The sequence below is a fragment of the Brachybacterium sp. J144 genome (assembly GCF_036321705.1).
GTDB lineage: Bacteria > Actinomycetota > Actinomycetes > Actinomycetales > Dermabacteraceae > Brachybacterium.
Map to the genome: position 1 here is coordinate 1 of NZ_JAZDCG010000022.1, position 19,112 is coordinate 19,112.

The following is a 19,112-nucleotide window of genomic DNA, read 5'->3' on the forward strand; positions in this document are numbered from 1 at the left end:
CGGCAACTCAACACCCGACCCACCCCCCCCCCCCCCCCCCCCCCCCCCCCCCCCCCCTCCGCTGTGCAGGGATCGCTCAGGAGCCGACTCAGCGGTCGGCGGCCTTCTTCTCGAGCTCGTCCCCGGTCTCGCCCTGGCGGACGAGCCCGTCGGCCCGCAGCTCCCAGAACTCGGCGTTCCGGATACCGAGCGGGCGCGGGTCGAACTGCGGGTCCTTCCCGGCCTTCTTCTGCTGCTGGTAGTCCTTCAGGGCCTTGAGAGCGGGGCCCTGCAGGATGAGTATCGCGACCACGTTCAGCCACGCCATCGCGCCGACGCCGATGTCGCCCAGCGCCCAGGCGTTGCCGGTGGTGGTCACCGAGCCGTAGACGACGGCCACGAGGATCAGCGCCTGCAGGAAGCGCACCAGGGCGCGACGTGCGGTGCGGTTGGGGATCCAGCGGTTGAGGTAGGTCAGGTTGACCTCGGCCATGTAGTAGTAGGCCACGATGGTGGTGAACGCGAAGAAGAACAGCGCGATCGCCACGAAGGTCGGGCCGAGTCCCTGGAAGACGGTCTCGAAACCGTTCTGGGCGAACTCGGGACCGTAGTCGGTGCCCTCGGGGACCGAGCCCTCGTAGATGAGCACCTCATCGGGGCCCTGGAACACCTGGTACATGTCGGTGGAGATGATCAGGAACGCGGTCGCGGTGCACACGAACAGGGTGTCGATGTAGACGGCGAAGGACTGCGCGAAGCCCTGCTTGGCGGGGTGCGAGACCTCGGCGGCGGCGGCCGCGTGAGGACCGGTACCCTGGCCCGCCTCGTTCGAGTAGAGGCCGCGCTTGACGCCCATCTCGATGGCCTTGCCGACGATCGCGCCGAACATGGCGTTGGCGCCGAAGGCGCTCGAGAAGATCAGCCCGAAGACGTGGGGGATCTGATCGAAGTTGATGAAGAAGACGATCAGCGCCGCGATGATGTAGAGGATCGCCATCACGGGGACGACGATCACGGCGAAGTGGGCGATGCGCTTGACGCCGCCGATGATGATGAAGGCCAGCAGGATGACCACGCCGACGGCAGTGACCCAGTGGGGCAGGCCCCACGCCTCGTAGGCCGCGGAGGCCATGCCGTTGCCCTGAACGCCCGGCAGGAAGAAGCACATCGCGATGACGGTGACGATCGAGAACACGATCGCGTAGACGAGCATCACGGGGGCTGCCTTGGTGTGGCGGAACGCCTTCTCGATGTAGTACGCGGGGCCGCCGCGGTACTCGCCGGTGTCCTTGTCCTTCTCCTTGTAGATCTGGCCGAGGGTGCACTCGATGAAGGAGGTTGCGGCGCCGAGGAACGCGATCAGCCACATCCAGAACACCGCGCCGGGGCCGCCGATGGCGATCGCGGTGGCGACGCCGCCGATGTTGCCCATGCCGACGCGGCCGGCGAGGGACATCATCAGCGACTGGAACGACGAGGTGCCGTCGGGGGAGGCCTCGCCCTTCTTCAACTGGGAGAGCATGTCGGGGATGCAGCGCACCTGCAGGAACATCGTGCGCAGGGTGAAGAAGAGGCCGGTCAGCAGCAGCAGGCCCACCAGGGGGAGCGACCACACGAGGTTGTTGGCCCCGGTGATCAAGGTGTCGAAGAACATGGGGTCTCCAGGGGGACGGGGAAGGGGGAAGGTGGAGGGCGGACGGTTCTCGGGCACGCCTGTGAGCCCGATCACCGACATCGCCGTGGGGGAACAGTAGCGCGTCGGGCGACGCCGGGCACGTCAACCCCTGTCCGTTATCCGACTGCAATGCACGGACAACGCTCGGAATCGGTGAACCGGGTGACATCCGGCCGCTCCGACATGACGTGCTCGGGAGGCATCTGTAGAATCGAGCGCGACCCCTCGTGCGGTGTCATCTCGCTGAACTCCCCCAGGGCCTGACGGCAGCAAGGGCAGGTGGGCTCTGGCAGGTGCACGAGGGGTCGTTACACGCCCCGGGGGTTTTCCCCACGTCGCGGAGGCGGACACCCCCGTTCCCGGCCCGCTGTCCCCGCTCCTAGCGTGGGCGGCGACGCGCAGCGCAACAGGCGAGGCGCCCGCCCCCAGGAGCTCCCGTTGGCCTCGCTTCCCGCCGCCTCCCCGTCCTCCTCGACTCCTCCGACTCCGGCGAACCCCTCGGCTCCCTCCACTGCCGGCGGACACTCCGCGGGCGCTCGCCCAGACCTGCGCCGCGTCGGCCTCTTCCTCGCGATCTCGCTCGCCGTGACCACGGGGCTGTCGCTCCCCATCGCCCTCGGCGTCCTGCCGGTCGCGCTGTTGGGCCTCGTCGTGCCCCTCGCTCAGCTGTCCCCCCTGGTCGCGGCGCTGATCGTGCGACGCCGCGGCGAGCCTTGGTGGCGCTCGCTGGCGCTGTCGGTGCCGTCCTGGCCGCTGCTGCTGGTCGCCGTGCTCGGAGGCGCCGCGGCCTTCGCCCTCGTGCCCTTCGCCCGGGTGCTGATCGGGGTCGTCGCCGGGGTGCCGCTCGCGGCCGACGCCGCCTCGCTCTCCGCCCTGCTGCTCGCCGTGCCGATGGTGTTGGTGATGCAGGCGATCTTCGCGATCGGCGAGGAGGCGGGCTGGCGCGGCTGGCTGCACACGCAGCTCGCACCCCTCGGCTTCTGGGGGTCGTCCCTGCTCATCGGGGCGATGTGGGCGCTCTGGCATCTGCCGATCGTGCTCGCCCTGGGTCTTGCGCCGCGGGAGGCCATCGCCTACCTCGGCGCGATCCTCGCCGTCGCGCCGCTGCTCGGCGCGCTGCGCGAGATCTCCGGCACGGCCTGGGCGGCCGTGGTCGGCCACGGCCTGCTGAACAGCGTCCGCGTCGCCATCGAGCAGAACGTGCTCGGGCCGCTCGACCCCGGCACCGCCTGGCTGCTGGACCTCGTCTCCTGGGCGCTGTGGATCGGCGTGGCTTGGCTGGTCCTGCGCGTCGGCGCCTCGCTCGCCCCGGGCGCTCCGCGCGGCCTGGTCCCTCCGGGCTCTCCCGTCGCCGGTGGCACGACCCGCCCCGGCCAGGCCCTTCCCCCGCGACCCCGGGATGCGTAACGTGGCCGGTCCACGTCCATGAGGTCGCGGCCGCATCCGCGGGACCGCGCACCGCGCCCACCGGGCACCGGACCACGTCCCCGAGACAGGGAGCCGCAGTGAGGATCGAGACCGTCCACCGGGTCGCGCAGTCGCGGGCCGACGTCCTGGCCTGGTACGACCGGCCCGGCGCGCTGGTCCGGCTCACCCCGCCCGGTCTCGCCTCCGTCGAGGACCCGTCGGTCGGTGGCATGCGGGACGGACGGCTCGTCGGTGCCCGCCTGGGCCCGCCGTTGCTGCCGGCGCCGCTCCGTCCCCACTGGCTCCTGCGGCATGTGGAGAGCGATCCGGCCGGTCACTTCGTCGACCAGCAGGTGCGCGGGCCCTGGCGCACCTGGCGGCACGAGCATCGCCTCGAGGTCGACACCCTCTCCGGCGGCGATGGTGCGCCTGATGGCGGCGTCGCGGGTGGGGCCGGCACCGCGATCCGCGACAGCATCGAGTTCGAGCTCCCCCGGCACCTCGAGCGCCTCGCCCCAGTCGCCGAGTCGCAGATTCGTCGGCTGCTCGCCTTCCGCGCCCGCCAGCTGCGCGACGATCTCGCCTTCCACGCCCGCTGGCGCGACCTGCCCCGTCGCACGATCGCGATCACGGGTTCCTCGGGCCTGATCGGCACCCAGCTCGCGGCCCTGCTCGAGACCGGCGGGCACACCGTGCGCCGCATGGTCCGGGGGAGCGGGGCCGGCCCAGGGGAGATCTCCTGGGACCCTCGCGCCGGGGAGCTCGATCCGGCCGAGCTCGAGGGGGTCGACGTGGTCGTCAACCTCGCCGGCCGCTCGATCGGGACCCGCTGGACCCCCGCCGCCCGACGCGAGATCCGCGACTCCCGCGTCCACGGCACCGCGCTGATCGCCCGCACCCTCGCGGGGATGCGGGACGGACCGTCGGCTCTCGTGCAGGCCTCGGCGATCGGTCTGTACGGGCCGCGGCGTCCGGGCGAGCTGCTCACCGAGTCCGATCCCGGCGGGGAGGGCTTCCTGGCCGATCTCGTGCGGGACTGGGAGGGATCGAGCCGCACCGCCGAGGAGGCGGGCCTTCGGGTCGCCCACGTGCGCACCGGCCTGGCGCTGAGCGACGGGGGCGGCTCCCTGCTGCCCCAGCTGCCGCTGTTCCTCACCGGGATGGGCGGGCGCCTCACCGACGGCAAGGCCATGACCTCCTGGATCTCGCTCGACGACATCGTGCGGGTCTTCGCCCACGCCGCCCTCTCGGCCCAGGTCTCAGGGCCCCTCAACGGCGTCGCCCCGCACGCGGTCACCGCCGGCGAGTTCGCGCGCACGTTGGGGGAGGTGCTGCACCGCCCCGCTCTGGTGCCGGTGCCGCCGTTCGGGCCGCGGCTCGCGCTCGGCGCCGCCGCGGCCGATGAGCTGATCCACGTGGACCAGCACGTCTCCTCCGCACGGCTCGAGGACAGCGGCTTCGTCCCCGCGCACGCGCGCCTCGAGGACGCGCTGCGTCACGTGCTGCGGCGCTGAGGCGCTGCCGCGCCGTCCGGCCGCAGCAGCGCGTTGACCACCGCCGCGAGCACGACCAGCAGCGCTGCCCCCGCGGGCAGCAGCATCGCGACCGAGGACCCGGAGGACTCGGCCACCGCCCCGGTGAGGGCGGAGGCCCCCGACTGGCCCACGATCGTGGCGGAGCCCAGCATCGTCATCACCGTCGCCGAGCGGCCGTGGGGGCTGTGCTGGGCGGCGAGGCTGTAGAGGGTCACCACCGTCGGCCCGATGCCGATGCCTGCGAGCGCCATCGCCGCGACCACGCCGGTCGTCCCGTCGGCCGAGGCGAACAGGAGCATCGCCCCGAGCATCAGCGCGGCGGACACCAGCCACCGCGCGTGCAGTCGGAACCGCTCCGGCCAGAGTCCGACGGAGAGCGCGAGCACCGTGGAGCCGACGCCCATCACCCCGTAGAGCAGGCCCGCGGACTCGCCGCGCCCGAGGTCGCCGAGGAAGGCGGTCAGCGAGGTCAGGACCGTGCCGAAGAACAGGCCGACGCCGAGCGCGCCCCCCACGACGACGAGGATCGCGGGCGTGAACAGTTCCCGCGCGGGAGCCTGGTCGACGGGGGCCCGGTCGACGGACGCACGGCCGACGGGGGCCTGGGTGTCGTCGGCGGGCTGCGTGAGGGCGGTCGGGTGCAGCGCGAAGGCGGTGACGAACACCAGGATCAGCACGGCGGCACCGATCATCGGCGCGGCGGGGGAGAGCGTCGTGGCCAGCATGCCCACCACCACGGGCCCGAAGACGAAGGCGGTCTCGTCGACCGCGGACTCGTAGCCCATGGTCCCGTTCATCGCCCGGGCGCGGCGCTCCGCGGGCAGACGGGTGAGGATCAGCGCGACCAGGCGGCTGCGGGAGAACGGACCGATCTGCGGGGCGGAGGCACCGATCGCGAAGCCCGCCGCGAGCAGGGCCGCATCGGGGAGCGGGCTGAAGGCGATCCAGGCGAGCGCCAGCAGCGCGAGCGCGTTGACGATCCCGGAGATCAGCAGGACGGGACGCTGCCCGTAGCGGTCGGCGGCGGCGCCCAGCAGGGGGCCGACGAGTGCGCCACCGAGCCCGACGACCGCCGAGTTGAGCCCGCCCAGCGCGATCGAGTCGCGGGCGGCGACGACCAGCGTCAGGGTGCCGACGACCATCATCGCGAAGGGGAAGCGGGCGAGGAAGGCGACCGGGAAGTACGAGGAGCCCGCGGCGGCGCGCAGGGTGGTGGGGCGCGTCGGCGGCGCGGTGGCCTCGGGGTGTGCGGCGGTGGTCGGCAGGGTCATGGGTCGGGGACCTCCTCGACGGTGGTGCCGCCTTGGACGGTCCGCGTGACGGACCCGAGGTAGATGCACCCTGGAGCCCGCGGGGGCGGGCCGGATGGGGACGCGCCGAGTGTATCCAGCTCAGGCGGGGGTGGGCCAGGGCGCGGTGCCCGGACTCACCCTCGCCTGGATCAGACGCCCGCGGAGGCGGAGCGGCGATCGCCGGGAGCGGCGTCGGCGTCCGCCTGCCCCGCCTCCTCGGCCTGGATGGCCTGGAAGGAGGTGCGGCGGGTGGCGTCGTAGGCGCGCTGGTCGAGGATCCTCTCGCGCTTGGCGACGATCACGGCCACGAGGGACTGCCCGGTGACGTTCAGGGCGGTGCGGCCCATGTCGAGGATCGGGTCGATCGCGAGCAGCAGCCCGACGCCCTCGAGGGGGAGGCCCAGGGTGGACAGCGTCAGAGTGAGCATCACGGTCGCGCCGGTCATGCCCGCGGTCGCGGCCGAGCCCAGCACGGACACGAGCACGATGAGCAGGTAGTCGGTGATGCCGAGCGGCACCTGGTAGAAGTTCGCGACGAAGATCGCGGCGAGCGCGGGGTAGATCGCGGCGCAGCCGTCCATCTTGGTGGTGGCGCCGAGCGGGACCGCGAAGGAGGCGTAGTGGCGGGGGACGCCCATGCGCTCGGTGACGGTCTGGGTCATCGGCATGGTGCCCAGCGAGCTGCGGGAGACGAAGCCGAGGGAGGTCGCCGGCCACACGCCCCGGAAGAAGGAGGCGATGGATAGGCCGTTGACCTTCAGCAGCACCGGGTAGACGACCAGCAGCACGAGGAGCATGCCCACGTAGACGTCGAGGGTGAACAGGCCGAGCTGGCCGATCGCGTCCCAGCCGTAGGAGGCGACGGCGTTGCCGAGCAGGCCGATGGTGCCGATCGGGGCGAGGCGGATGACCCACCACAGCAGCTTCTGCACGATCTCGAGGGCGGAGCCGGTGACCTTGAGGAAGGGCTCGGCCTTCTCGCCCACCTTGAGCACGGCGATGCCCACCGCGATCGAGATGACCAGGATCTGCAGGGCGTTGAAGCTCAGGGAGACGGAGCCGTCGTCACGGGTGGAGCCGGCGATGCCCAGGAAGTTCGAGGGGACCAGGCCGGTGAGGAAGTCGAGCCAGCCGCCCTGGGTGGAGGAGGCCTCGGCTGCGTCGGCGGACACGCCGGAGTTCGCGCCCGGGGAGGTGATCGCGCCGAGGGCGATGCCGATGGAGACGGCGATCAGCGAGGTGATCGCGAACCAGAGCAGGGTCTTCCAGGCCAGGCGCGCGGCGTTGGTGACATTGCGCAGATTGGCGATCGAGGTGACGATCGCGAGGAAGATCAGCGGCGGAACCAGGGCCTTCAGCAGCGTCACGAAGATCGTGCCGATGGTGTCCAGGGTGACGGCGAGCCAGTTCGCACCGTCGGGGTTCGAGTCGGTGGGGGCGACGGGACCGATCGCGGCGGCCGTCAGACCGAGGATCACGCCGAGGACGAGGCCCGCGAGGACCTGCCAGCCGAAGGGGATGCGGGCGATCGCGGCCAGCGGGTTGCGCCGGGCCGACGGGGTCGCCGTGGGGGAGGAGGTGGTGGGTGTGCTCACGGCCGAGAACGCTACCCAGCGGTGCGCTCGCTTTCAACATGATTGCTAGGGGATCACATTAGAGACGCTTTGGGGGCGGGGTTCAGAGGCCCTCGAGGATGTCGAGGGCATCCTCCAGGAGTTGCTCGTCCCGGGACTTCGGGGGCCGGGTGTAGGGCTCGTCGCCGAGTGCTTCGCAGGCCCGCTCGAAGAAGTCGGCGGAGACGAGCACGCCGCGCGGTCGAGCGCCGCGGCTCACGATCTTCACCGGCTGGTGGTTGGCGCGCTCGAGGAACTCGCTCAGTCGCGCACGGAACTCCGCGGTCGACACCACCGCGTTGCTCACCGCCGCCCGAGCGGCCGTCAGGAGGACCGGTATTTTCATGAGAATGACCGTACATCATGTACAAGATGTACCGGGATTCGTGCGAAGGGACCGGGGTCCGGTCCCGGCGGGCGCGGTAGGAGCGGGCGGGATCGGACGGGCGCGGTGGATCGGGGGCGCGGTGCGATCGGTTGGGCGCGGTGGAGCTCCCACCTCGCCGACGCCCAGCGGCTCCGCGAGTCCGGGCCGGGCGGGTGCGGTGCGATCAGGTGGGTGCGGCCCTCTCCGCCGGGATCAGGTGAGGTTGTCGTAGAGGAACTTGGCGGCCGCGCCGCGCGTGTCGCCGGGGGTGACCTGATCGAAGATATAGGCGGCGGGCCCGCCGATCGTCTGGCTGACGCCGACCCCGAAGCCGGACTTCAGCAGGTTCCGACCGAGCTCGTTCTCGACACCGTGAGCGTCGGCGATCTGCGTGCCGAGCTGCTCGCCCGAGTCGGTGACCCCGACCTCGCGAGTCCTCTGCGTCAGGTACGCCTCGACCCCGTCGAGCGGCGTGCCCTCGTTCCACTTGATGTCGGTGCCGAAGACGGTGTGCTCGTCCCCGAGGCGCGACGTGATCTCGCCCCCGATGAGGTCCGCCACGGTCAGACCGGGGATGGCCTCGAAAGCAGCCCGGTTCGTCTTCCACAGGACGGCCTCGGCGTCGCCCTCGCTCGCCGCCTTGCCGATCTCGTAGAGGTCCGGGATCACAGGGACCCCCTTCCGGGTCAGGTCGAACGCCTTCTTGGCGAACTTGGAGTCGTCGAACCAGTCCTTGGAGCTCGAGAGCCACTCCCCGGTCTTCTCGGTCCCCCACTCCCACCCCTTGGAGAGGGCCTCGGTGCCCCAGTTCTTCGCCCGCTCGAGCGGGTTGTTGCCGAGGATGATGTCCAGGTTCTTCTCGACGAACCTGTTGAGGGGATTGTCCGGCCCCAGCGGGGCGTTGATCGGGCCGAAGGGCGGGAACGGGGCGTCCTCGCCGAGGACCCGATCGAGCGGGCCGCCGTCCCGGAAGGGGTTGATCTTGTCGAGCGGACCACCCGGCCCGAACGGACCGCCGGGCCCGAAGGGCGAGAACGGAACGAACGGGGCGCCGATCGGGCCGAAGGGACCGAAGGGGAGTCCGGGGGCCCCGGACCCGTGGCCCGAGGAGCAGTCGTCCTGCTCGTCGGCGTGCTCGAGGAGCTCGTCGGCCCGCTGACGCAGCGTCCGCAGGACCTCGCGCAGGCGCTGGCGGGCCTGGTCGCAGTCGGCGCGGAAGGCATCGGCGTCGGTCCCCACCCACGCGACCTGATGGGAGAGCGCGAGCGCGGCCTCGACCAGCTGCTCGAGCGTCTCCGAGCTCGTGGTGGTCAGCTCGCTCTGCTCGCGCACCTTCTCGGTGTCGGCCCCCAGGAATCCCGTCATGGTCGAGAAGGGTAGGGGAGCTCCGCGCCGGAGGACATGGAGAGAACTCCCCACCGCCCGCGACCGCCGGGGAGCGGTTCAGCGCGACGTGTCGGGAGCGTCGTTCGTCGGCTCCTCTTCGGACGGGGAGACTTCCGCGGGTTTCGGATCGAACGGGCTGCGTACCCGTGCCGAGGTGCCGGAGCGCGCCCGCGCCTTGTGGTCCACCCGCTGCATCGCCCAGACCGCGACGACGAGCCCCACCAGCACCACCAGGGACACGACCGCCGGCCAGCCCGGGAGCTCGTCCTGGAAGTACAGGGCGAGGAAGATCGACAGCACGAAGATCATCACGATCACCGCCGCGATCAGCCGGACCGCCGTGGTGTTGGCCCGTCGGTGCTCGGGGTCGGTGTTGAGCTGGTTCTCGCCGATCATCACGTCGGGCCGGAAGATCGCGACCGCCGGGATCACCACGAAGACGCTCGCCGCCAGGGCGCCTACCATCCCCAGTCCCATCGCGGTGAGGGCGCCGAGCCCCAGGAAACCGACCACCGGGGCGTCGGCCGCCACCAGGCCGTCGTCGCCGATCAGGGTGATGTGGTGGGTCGAGAAGCCGCGCCAGATCGGGGGCAGGAGGCTCACGAGCATCAGCGGCACGAAGACGACCACGGACACCAGGACCGGCACCGCCATCGTCAGCCGCAGCGAGTTCATGATTGGACCGATCTCGGCATCGAGCCGCCAGAGCGTCTCGACGACCGCCCACAGCATCGGCAGTACCGGGAGGAAGACGACGGCGATCGTCAGCAGCTCCGCCGTGTCCGGGTCGAACGGACGCAGCGAGAACAGCAGCAGGCAGACGAGGGAGGCGAGACCGCTGAGCACGATCAGCACCCGGGTCACCGGGGAGACGAGACGCGTCAGCCTTGAGTCCTTCGGGCCGGTCGCATAGCGGATGGGGCGCGGTTCCCGGAGCGGGCGGCCGGACGGCGACTCGCGGCCTTCGCGGTCCCTCCGCTGCAGCCGGCCGCGCACCGCGGGGCCGACGATCGCCACGGCCGCGGCGACGAGCGCGGCGGCCGCGAGGGCGACGGAGAGGACGAAGGGCGTGTCCTCGGGCAGGGCCATGGCGTGCCGCACCCGGAACAGAGCCCCCTGCCGGATCCCCTGGGCGTCGGCGAGGAGGAGGTCGAGGACCAACGAACCGCCGACGCCGATCGCGATCAGGAGCGGTCCGACCACATCACCCGCCCGCCAGGGCTCCCTGCCGCGCAGGCCGCGCAGTGCGAGCCAGCCCGCCCCGGCGAGCGCGAGGAGGTGCATCACGGCGATCACGACGAAGGGAAGCCCGCCGACGCTCCCCGCGGATGCGGCGATCAGGAAGGTCGCGGCGGGGACCAGGATCAGCAGGATCGGTCCCGTGAGCACCACGAGCAGGGGCCTGCGCTCGGAAGACGCGGGCCCGGTCGGCGGTGTGCGCGGCGAGGGCGGGGTCATGCCGAGGATGATTCCATGAGCAGCGCCCGCGCGGAGTCGCTCGCGCCGGGAGTGTGGACGCGCCGCGAGTGTGGACGAGGACCGTTCCTCCCCAATGCCCGCTCGTCCCCATCCGGGCGTGGCTGTGGGCGGCCTCGACTAGCCTGTCGGGGTGGCCACCGCTCTGTACCGTCGTTACCGCCCGGAGTCCTTCGCCGAGGTGATCGGCCAGGACCACGTCACCACGCCCCTGCGGCGTGCGCTGCGCGCGGGACGGGTCGGCCACGCCTATCTGTTCTCGGGCCCGCGCGGCTGCGGCAAGACGACCTCCGCCCGCATCCTCGCCCGCTGCCTGAACTGCGCCGAGGGGCCGACGGACACCCCGTGCGGCACCTGCGACTCGTGCCGTGACCTGGCCCGCGGCGGCTCCGGCTCCCTCGACGTGGTGGAGATCGACGCGGCGAGCCACGGCGGTGTGGACGACGCCCGCGAGCTGCGCGAGCGCGCCTCCTTCGCCCCGGTCCGCGACCGCTTCAAGGTGTTCATCATCGACGAGGCCCACATGGTGACCTCGGCCGGCTTCAACGCGCTGCTGAAGCTCGTCGAGGAGCCGCCGGACCACGTGAAGTTCGTCTTCGCGACCACGGAGCCGGACAAGGTCATCGGCACCATCCGCTCCCGCACCCACCACTATCCCTTCCGGTTGATCCCGCCGCAGATCCTCGGCCCGTACCTCGAGGAGGTCTGCCAGACGGAGTCCGTGCAGGTCGGTGAGGGCGTGATGCCGCTGGTGGTGCGTGCGGGCGGCGGCTCGGCCCGGGACTCGATGTCGGTGCTGGACCAGCTGATGGCCGGCGCGGGGGAGGACGGCCTCGACTTCCCGACCGCGATCGCGCTGCTCGGCTTCACCGACACGGCGCTGCTGGACACGGCGATCACCGCGGTCGCCGAGCGGGACGCCGCCGCGCTCTACGGAGCGGTCGAGCAGGTGCTCGCGACCGGGCACGAGCCGCGCCGCTTCGTCGAGGACCTCCTGGAGCGGATGCGCGACCTGATCGTGCTCGCCGCCGTCCCGGATCGCGGCGCGGATCTCCTGCCGCAGGTCCCGGCCGACGAGCTCGAGCGCATGCGCCAGCAGGCGACCCTCTTCTCTCCGGCCGACCTCTCGCTGTGCGGCGATCTCGTGCACGAGACCCTCTCGACGATGTCGGGCGCGACCTCGCCGCGCCTCCACCTCGAGCTGCTGGCCGCGCGACTGGTGCTGCGCGACGAGCGGGCGGGTGCGGTCGCCGCGGCGCCGACGGGCGGAGCTCCCGCGGGCACCGGTTCCCGCGGAGGCGCAGCGGGCGGGCCGGGAGCCGCCGGTGGGCCGACGCGCGGAGGGGCTCCCGCCGGGCCCGGTCCGGCCGACGCCGGAGGTGGAGCTCCCGCCGGCGGTGGCCGGGAGGAGGCGCGGCGCATCGCGCAGGAGCGCGCCACCGCGTCCCGGCAGTCCCGCGGGGGTCGGCCGACATCCGAGCCAGCCCAGCGGACTGAGCAGTCGGCCGCCCCGCAGCAGCGGCCCGTCGAGCAGGGTGCCGGCGGATGGGGCGATATCGCGACCGCGCGACCCGGTGCGGGCGCATCCCGTCCCGAGCAGCAGACCCCGCCCCCGGCGGCGCCCGCTGCGGGATCCGGGACTCCGGGGGAGGCGGCGGGGCGGCCTGCCGAGGCACCGTCCGGCGCCGCGCGGTCCGCGGGCCCGCAGCCGGGGACGTCGCCGGGGTCGGCCGCGGAGAGCGCGACGCGGCAGGGTGCAGCGCCGCAGGGTGCCGCGCCGAGCGGCGACGGCCTTGACGAGCAGGAGGTCCGCGGCCGCTGGGGCGCGATCCTCGACGAGCTGCAGCAGATCCGTCGGCCGGCCTGGGCGCTCATCGCGCAGAACGCCCAGCTCAATGCTGTCCGCGGGCGTTCCCTGGTGATCGGCTTCCGCACGGACGGGCTCCTCGCCGCGTACCACCGCGGCACGGCGCCGCAGAACCTGGCCGACGCCGCACGGCGCGTGCTCGGGGGCGACGTCGCGGTGGAGGCCGTGGTCGGGGAGGGCCCCGGCAACGGTGGCCCGACCGAGGGAGGCCCTGCTGGCGGCGGTCCGGCCGGCGGCCCGGCCGGGGGCGCGCCCGCTGGCGGTGGCTCTGCCGGTGGTCCGACTGGCGGCGCACCTGCTGGCGGTGGCTCTGCCGGTGGTCCTGCCGGGGGTGGCCCGTCGCAGCCGGCCGGCCCCGCCCCCTCCCCGCGCGATGAGCACGGTCCCGGGCAGGCACCCCGCGCCCGGAGCGAAGCCGCGGCCGCGCAGGGTCCTCGCGGCGGCAGCGCTCCCTGGAGCGACTCGGCGCCCGGTCCCTCGCGTCCCGACGCCCGGAGGAGCCCCGCTCCCGCAGCAGCCTCGGAGGATTTCCCCCCGGAGCCGGAGGACCCCTTCCCGCCGGACCCCGAGGACGACTACCCGCCCCATGACGCCGACGACGCCCGGCTGAGCGAGCGCCGTCCCGCGGCATCGGCCGCCGGGGCCCGGGTCGACACGAACCCCTCGACCGGCGCTGCGGCTCCGCGCAGTGCTGGCGCCTCGGCAGGGACCGGACGCGAGTCAATGGCCCCGGCGACGGACGCGGCAGCGGCGTCCGACGCGTCGGCGTCCGTCAAGCCGCGGTGGGCCGACCTGCTCGAACGCCATGGCGGCAGCGTCGACGAGGAGTCCGGTCCCGGGAACGCCGCCTCCGCGGTGCCCGCCGGCGAGGTGCTCGAGGTCGAGGACGAGGGACGCGACTCCGTCCCCGACGGCGAACCGCGCACCCATGGCCAGGCGGCTCTGCGCCGCGCGCTCGCCGAGGGCCGCGTGGTCCGCTCGCTGCCCCCGTCGGGCGGCTCCACCTCCGGCGACTCCACCGCCGGAGGCGCCACCGTCGGCGGACCCGCCGGAGCGGCTACCGCCGCGGACGACCAGGGCGCGCCGTCGTGGGGCGGCCCCGCGCCCGGCGAGTGGTCTGCGGTCGATGCGCACTCCGGCCCCGCGAGCCCATCCAGCGGCCCCTCTCCGATGAGCCCGAGCAGCCCCGTCGGTGCGGACAGCCCCGCGTCGCCGCTGAGCCCCGAGTCGCCGAAGAGCCCCGACGATTCGGGGTCGGACGGTCCGCCCGTGGACGGACAGTCTGCAGCCCAGGCGCCCTCCGCTGCAGCCCGCGCGGCCGCCTCGTGGGGCACGGCCGGGATCGCCGCTGCGGGCGACCCCGCACCGCAGGCGGCGGCTGCATCTGCGGCGGCGCCTGCACCGGCGACTGCGTCGGCCGCGCCGTCGGCCCCCGCGGATCAGGCCCCCGCTCCCCGCAGCGGCGCCGCGCTCGTGCGCGAGGCGGCGATGGCCTCGCGCACCGCGAACCAGCAGCGCGGACGCGTCGGCCGGCCCGGTGCTCAGTCTGAGCCGGAGGTCGATCCCACCGGCGGCGCCTCGCGCGACGACGAGGACGCGGAGGTGTCCTCGCGCAGCGGCCGGGAGGTGATCGAGAGCGTGCTCGGCGGCCGGGTCCTCGAGATCATCGACGAGACCCCGCAGATGTGACCCCGCCGCCGCGGGCTCTCCCACGGCCGCGGACTCAGCCGCCGCCGCGGGCTCGGCCCCGGCGGGTTCAGCCCTGGTGAGCGCAAGTCCCGGCGGGTTCAGCCCTGGTGAGCGCAGGCCCCTGCGAACCTTGCCACCGCGAACTCAGCCCTCGCGGGGCACGAGCAGGCTGAACAGGTCCGTACGCAGGTGCGCCGGGTTGGTGTCCGGGGTCGGCTCGGTCACGTACATCTCCCAGAACGGGTAGGTCATCTGCTCCTCGGACTCGCCGATGTCCTCGGTGAAGGAGCCCCAGGCCTCGGCGAGCCCGCCGTAGCTGCCCACGTGGCTGATCCAGCCGATGCGTCCCGCCGGCAGCACCGACCCGACCACCTCGAAGCCGTTCGGCAGCGTGATCCCCTCCGTCAGCGGACGGTCCACGGGCAGCCCCACCTCGAGATCGGCGGTCTGCACGGGCGCCCGGTGATGCAACGAGAACGCGGGACCGATCGGGGCGATCCCCGCCTCGGCGAGCGCCGACACCAGGTGCGAGAAGGTGCCGTCCATCAGGTCGGGCATCTCGAACATCGGGAAGTCCCGGCGCCGCACCACCGCGGTCGGGACCTCCGGCGCGGTCGTCACCTGGGTCTCGGCGGCCGGATCGGCGGCGTCGTACGGGGGCGGCAGCGGGGTCATCGAGGCGGTTCCTGTTCGGGAGATGGGCTCGGGCTGAGGCGCTCCGAGTCACGGACGCGACCGACCGTACCCCTCTGCGCTGAGGAGCGCACCAGCCGACGGTCGACGGCCCCGCGACCTCCGTCGGCCGCCTGGGCCGGCCCCGTGAGCGCGCCGCCCCTGCGCGGCGAGCCCGCGCCGGGATCAAGCATCCCCTCTCGGCCCGCCGCTCAGCGGTGCACGCCCGCCAGATCCAGCGCGAGCTCGCAGAACATCGAGTTCGACCAGGAGAACCACTCGCGGGTGAACCGCGTCGGATCGTCCACGTGCACGCCCTCGTGCATCATCCCGGTGCCGCCGTCGGTCGCGATGAGCGTCTCCAGGATCGCGAGGCGCTCCGCATCGTCCGCCGAGGTCAGGCCCTCGATGCACTTCGCGATCGGCCACACGTGGTCCGGCGGGGTGTGCGGGGAGCCGACGCCGCGCAGCTGCGCGCCCTCGTAGAAGTACGGGTTCGCGCCGGACAGCACCGCGGCGCGCGTGGCGACGTACACCGGATCCGACGCGTCCGCGCAGTCCAGGTACGGCAGGCCCAGCAGGCTCGGCACGTTCGCGTCGTCGAGGAACACGTGGTTCCCGAGACCGTCGACCTCGTACGCCCAGATCCGTCGCCCGTCGGGCCCGTCGATCTGACCGTGCGCCGCGAGCGCCTCCCGGATCTCCGCGCTCAGCCGCCGCGCCTCCGCGGCCTCGTCCCCCTCGTCCGCGACCTGCTCGAGCAGGTCGCCGAGCCGCTCCAGCGCGAGGGCGAGGAAGTGGTTCCCGGGGATGTTGTAGCCCAGCTCGCAGGCGTCGTCGGACGGCCGGAACCCGGCCCAGACCAGGCCGTTCGGTGCGGTTTCCGAGCCGCGGCCGTCGCGGGCCAGGGTGTCCTGCGCGGGCACCCCGGCGCGGCGGAAGCGGTAGGTCGAGCGCTCCTCGTGGTGCTGCTCCGTGCGGACCGTCTCCAGGATCGTGCGCGCCGCCGCCACGAACTGCTCCCCGGCCCAGCTGGTGTCGCCCGTCGCCCGCCACAGCCGCCACGCGAGGTCCGGCCCGTAGGAGAGCGAGTCGAGCTCGAACTTCCGCTCCCACGCCCACGGGTTCTCGCGGTCGGTGTCATCGGAGTCCCAGTGCGAGGCGTCCGGCCGACGGTTGACGGCGTTCGCATACGGGTCCAGGACGATCTGCTGCCACTGCCGACGCAGCAGGCCCGCGAGCAGATCCACCAGCACCGCCCGGTCCTCTTCGGGGCCGACCCCGGCCGCGACCAGGCGCAGCAGAGGGGTGAGCTGCGCGGCGGAGTCCCGCAGCCACATCGCGGGGATGTCCCCGGTGATCACGAAGGTGGTGCCGTCCTCGTCGACGCTGACCGTGGTCTCGGAGGTGTTGCGCAGGTAGGCGACGACGCGGTCGGCGATCTCGCGGCCAGCGGGCGCGTCGCCGAGCCCGGTCAGGACCCGCTCGTGCACGGCGTCCAGCAGGGCGGAGGGCAGGTGGACCATGGTTCTCCTCGGGCGATCCGCGGGGTGCAGGGCCACTCCGGCCGACGGCTCCCGGGAGGGCGGCGTCGGGCGGTGGATCTGCGGGGTCCGGTCAGCGTAGCCGGTTTCCTCCGGGCGATGGACTAAATCGGGGGGATAGGACGCAGGCACGCTTCGCCCGCCGCTGCGCCCGATGCCGCGCACCGCACATCCACACCCGGCCCCCGTCGGCCGCCGCCGTCGGTGCCGATGACTACAGTTGAGGTCGTGTACGAAGGCATCGTCCAGGACCTCATCGACGAGCTCGGCAGGCTGCCGGGCATCGGCCCCAAGTCGGCGCAGCGGATCGCATTCCATCTGCTGGACGCCGACGAGGCCTCCGTGCGCCGTCTCGCGGAGGTCCTGATCACGGTCAAGGACACCGTGCGCTTCTGCGAGATCTGCGGGAACGTCTCGGCCGACGAGCGCTGCCGCATCTGCGCGGACGCCCGCCGCAGCGACGAGGTGATCTGCGTGGTCGAGGAGTCCAAGGACATCGTCGCCATCGAGCGGATCCGCGAGTTCCGCGGCCGCTACCACGTGCTCGGCGGCGCGATCGACCCGATCGGCGGCGTCGGCCCGAACGACCTGCGCATCACCCAGCTGATGAGCCGCCTCGGCTCCGGGGAGACCCAGGAGGTCATCCTCGCCCTCGATCCCAACATCGAGGGGGAGGCCACCGCCGCCTACCTCTCCCGCCTGCTCGCCCCGCTCGAGCTGACCGTCACCCGCCTCGCCTCCGGCCTGCCCGTCGGCGGCGACCTCGACTACGCCGACGAGATGACCCTGGGGCGCGCCTTCCTGGGCCGCCGCACCGTCTGAGAGAGCCCGATGACCTCCCCGTCGGACCGCGCACTGCCACCCCTGCGGGACCTGCCCCCGCCGCCGCGCCTGCCCCGCGAGGACACCTCGCTCCTCCCGCCGACGGAGATCCTGCTCGAGTCCCGCCGCGCCCTCACCGGGCGCCTGCTGCGCCGCTCCTGGGCGCCGGGACTGGTGCTGCTGGGGCTCTGGCTGGTGTTCGTGCTGCTGTACGTGTGGGGGGCGGCGCCGACCTTCTGGGCCTTCGCGCTCCTCTTCGCGATCGGGGACGCCGCCTATCTCCGCGCGACCCTCTTCGGGCTGGGCTTCAGCCCGAGCGGGCTGTGGGCGGCGCTGCTGCTCATCCCCCCGATCGCGACGCTGGCCAGCGCGGTGCTGCTGCCGGTCGCGAGCTCGCGGATCGCCGCCCTCGAGCCGCGCCGCTTCCTCTCCGAGGAGTCCTTCCAGAAGGCCGTGCGGGATCTCGCGACAGCGGCCGTGATGGCGCCGCCGGTGCTGGCCCTGCTGCTCGCGCCGCTGCTCGCGGCCGTGGGCGTGCCGCAGCCGTGGGCGGGGGTCGGCGCCGGACAGCTGACCGCGCTGAGCCTCGCCCTGCTCGCCGTGATGGGGGCGTGGCTGCTGGTGCGCCGCCTGCTCTCCGCGCCGCGTCTCCTCGGCGTCGAGCCGTACGCGGCGATCGAGGTCACGGCGCGGATCGGTCGGGACCCCGTCGCGCGCCGCACCGCCGCCCGCCGGGTCCTCGCGCAGGATCGTCGCCACCTCCCGCCCGTCCCCGGCACCCCCGAGGCGGGCGCCGGGCTCAGCCCGCGCGGCATGGCCCGGTCCCTCGCCGTGATCGGCCGCTCGACGCTCACCTGGGTGCTGCCTGCCGCCGCGGTGCTGGGCTGGCTGGTGTTCGGGATCGCCGACGCCGTCTCGATGTTCACCCGTCTCTCGATCGACGACCTCGCCGCCCTCGAACCCATCCTGACCTGGGAGATCATCGCGCTCGGCACGCCGCTGCTCGGCCTGGTCGTGCTCGGGCTGAGCCTCGTCCCGGGTGTGGCGGTGCGGCTCGCCGAGGGGGCGCGGGCCGAGGTGATCGACGAGCGCACCTATCGCGAGTGGGTCCATCGCGCCCGCGTGAACCCGTGGGAGGCGCGGGCGGTCACGCTCTCGGGGGTGCTCGCGGCGCTCGTGGCGCTGCTCGGGCTCGTCGCCGCCGGCACGGGCGTCGCACTCCTCGGGGTCGGCACCCCGCTGATCTGGACGGCCCTGGTCATGGCGGCGCTCGTGCTCGTGCCGCTGCTCAGCGGCGGCGCCGCGCACTCGCTGCGCTCGGGGCTGCGGTACGTGCTCTACGGGCCGGCCGGCGACGTCATGCGCCGTGAGACCCCGCACGCCCTGGTCGCCCCCGATCTCGGCACCCGCACCGACCGCGCCCAGGATCCGGCCGTCCGCGCCGCGCTGCGCAAGCGCCTGCAGGCCCAGGGCGGGGATCACGCGCTGGAGATCTTCGACCTGGACGCCGCGGGGGAGCGGCTGTGGGTCGACGACTCCGCCCCCGGCGCCCGGCCCACCGAGGTGCGCGCGGCCGATCTCGCCGCGGGACATCTGCCCGACTTCGGGGCCGGGGACGGGTCGGGGCCCAGTGGGGTCGCCGCCGCGGGCTACGGCACGGCGGAACCGTTGGCGGGCGGGCGCCGGCGGGACGCCGACGGCGGCGAGCACCAGGTCCCGGAGTCGACGACCGGGCTGCGCGAGCTCTGAGCCGCGGGCCCGTCGGCCCAGCCGCGGGTCCGTCGGCCC

13 protein-coding genes and 1 other RNA gene are annotated in these 19,112 nt (G+C 73.5%); 6 read left to right on the top strand and 8 right to left on the bottom strand.

Annotated elements, in window-relative coordinates:
- Nucleotides 1–88: 88 nt before the first annotated feature.
- Nucleotides 89–1,633 carry an alanine/glycine:cation symporter family protein gene (locus V1260_RS07715; protein WP_329746236.1) on the bottom strand — a complete coding sequence of 515 codons (1,545 nt, stop codon included), beginning with the start codon at nucleotides 1,631–1,633 and terminating at the stop codon, nucleotides 89–91.
- A gap of 237 nt (nucleotides 1,634–1,870) precedes the next feature.
- Here V1260_RS07715 and ffs point away from each other — a divergent pair.
- The 3 genes from ffs to V1260_RS07730 all read left to right on the top strand — a co-directional run bounded on the left by ffs (nucleotide 1,871) and on the right by V1260_RS07730 (nucleotide 4,575).
- Nucleotides 1,871–1,967, top strand: an RNA gene (gene ffs, locus V1260_RS07720) — signal recognition particle sRNA small type.
- Between the two features lie 125 nt (nucleotides 1,968–2,092).
- Nucleotides 2,093–3,061: a CPBP family intramembrane glutamic endopeptidase gene (locus tag V1260_RS07725; protein ID WP_329746237.1), complete on the top strand. Its 969-nt coding sequence runs from the start codon at nucleotides 2,093–2,095 to the stop codon at nucleotides 3,059–3,061.
- Nucleotides 3,062–3,159: 98 nt separating this feature from the next.
- Nucleotides 3,160–4,575: a TIGR01777 family oxidoreductase gene (locus V1260_RS07730; protein ID WP_329746238.1), complete on the top strand. Its 1,416-nt coding sequence runs from the start codon at nucleotides 3,160–3,162 to the stop codon at nucleotides 4,573–4,575.
- Here the strand turns inward: V1260_RS07730 and V1260_RS07735 are convergent.
- The 5 genes from V1260_RS07735 to V1260_RS07755 form a co-directional block, all read right to left on the bottom strand.
- Entirely contained in the window at nucleotides 4,557–5,867 is a 1,311-nt protein-coding gene (locus V1260_RS07735; protein ID WP_329746239.1) for an MFS transporter, read from the bottom strand. The two genes, V1260_RS07730 and V1260_RS07735, sit on opposite strands and share 19 nt — an antisense overlap.
- Nucleotides 5,868–6,037: 170 nt before the next feature.
- The gene (locus tag V1260_RS07740) at nucleotides 6,038–7,483 is read right to left on the bottom strand and encodes a dicarboxylate/amino acid:cation symporter (protein WP_329746240.1); all 1,446 of its coding nucleotides are present in this window, start codon (nucleotides 7,481–7,483) and stop codon (nucleotides 6,038–6,040) included.
- Nucleotides 7,484–7,565: 82 nt separating this feature from the next.
- Complete coding sequence (locus V1260_RS07745) at nucleotides 7,566–7,847, bottom strand: type II toxin-antitoxin system prevent-host-death family antitoxin (RefSeq protein ID WP_329746241.1); 282 nt, start codon at nucleotides 7,845–7,847, stop codon at nucleotides 7,566–7,568.
- Nucleotides 7,848–8,081: 234 nt separating this feature from the next.
- Complete coding sequence (locus V1260_RS07750; RefSeq protein WP_329746242.1) at nucleotides 8,082–9,233, bottom strand: WXG100 family type VII secretion target; 1,152 nt, start codon at nucleotides 9,231–9,233, stop codon at nucleotides 8,082–8,084.
- Between the two features lie 78 nt (nucleotides 9,234–9,311).
- Entirely contained in the window at nucleotides 9,312–10,712 is a 1,401-nt protein-coding gene (locus V1260_RS07755; protein ID WP_329746243.1) for a hypothetical protein, read from the bottom strand.
- A 151-nt stretch (nucleotides 10,713–10,863) separates the two neighbouring features.
- Between V1260_RS07755 and V1260_RS07760 the strand changes: the two genes are divergently transcribed.
- On the top strand, nucleotides 10,864–14,286 hold the full coding sequence (locus V1260_RS07760) for a DNA polymerase III subunit gamma and tau (RefSeq protein WP_329746244.1): 3,423 nt from the start codon (nucleotides 10,864–10,866) through the stop codon (nucleotides 14,284–14,286).
- Between the two features lie 144 nt (nucleotides 14,287–14,430).
- Here the strand turns inward: V1260_RS07760 and V1260_RS07765 are convergent, their stop codons facing one another.
- Together V1260_RS07765 and V1260_RS07770 are read right to left on the bottom strand one after the other, a co-directional pair.
- Nucleotides 14,431–14,961 (bottom strand): transcriptional regulator, encoded by a 531-nt coding sequence (locus V1260_RS07765; RefSeq protein ID WP_329746245.1) that lies wholly within the window; start codon nucleotides 14,959–14,961, stop codon nucleotides 14,431–14,433.
- Between the two features lie 209 nt (nucleotides 14,962–15,170).
- Entirely contained in the window at nucleotides 15,171–16,484 is a 1,314-nt protein-coding gene (locus V1260_RS07770; protein WP_329746246.1) for a glycoside hydrolase family 125 protein, read from the bottom strand.
- 246 nt (nucleotides 16,485–16,730) lie between these two features.
- On the opposite strand from V1260_RS07770, the gene recR reads away from it, so the two are divergent.
- Together recR and V1260_RS07780 are read left to right on the top strand one after the other, a co-directional pair.
- Nucleotides 16,731–17,324 carry a recombination mediator RecR gene (gene recR / locus V1260_RS07775; RefSeq protein WP_329746247.1) on the top strand — a complete coding sequence of 198 codons (594 nt, stop codon included), beginning with the start codon at nucleotides 16,731–16,733 and terminating at the stop codon, nucleotides 17,322–17,324.
- Nucleotides 17,325–17,333: 9 nt separating this feature from the next.
- Entirely contained in the window at nucleotides 17,334–19,073 is a 1,740-nt protein-coding gene (locus tag V1260_RS07780) for a hypothetical protein (RefSeq protein ID WP_329746248.1), read from the top strand.
- Nucleotides 19,074–19,112 lie beyond the last annotated feature (39 nt).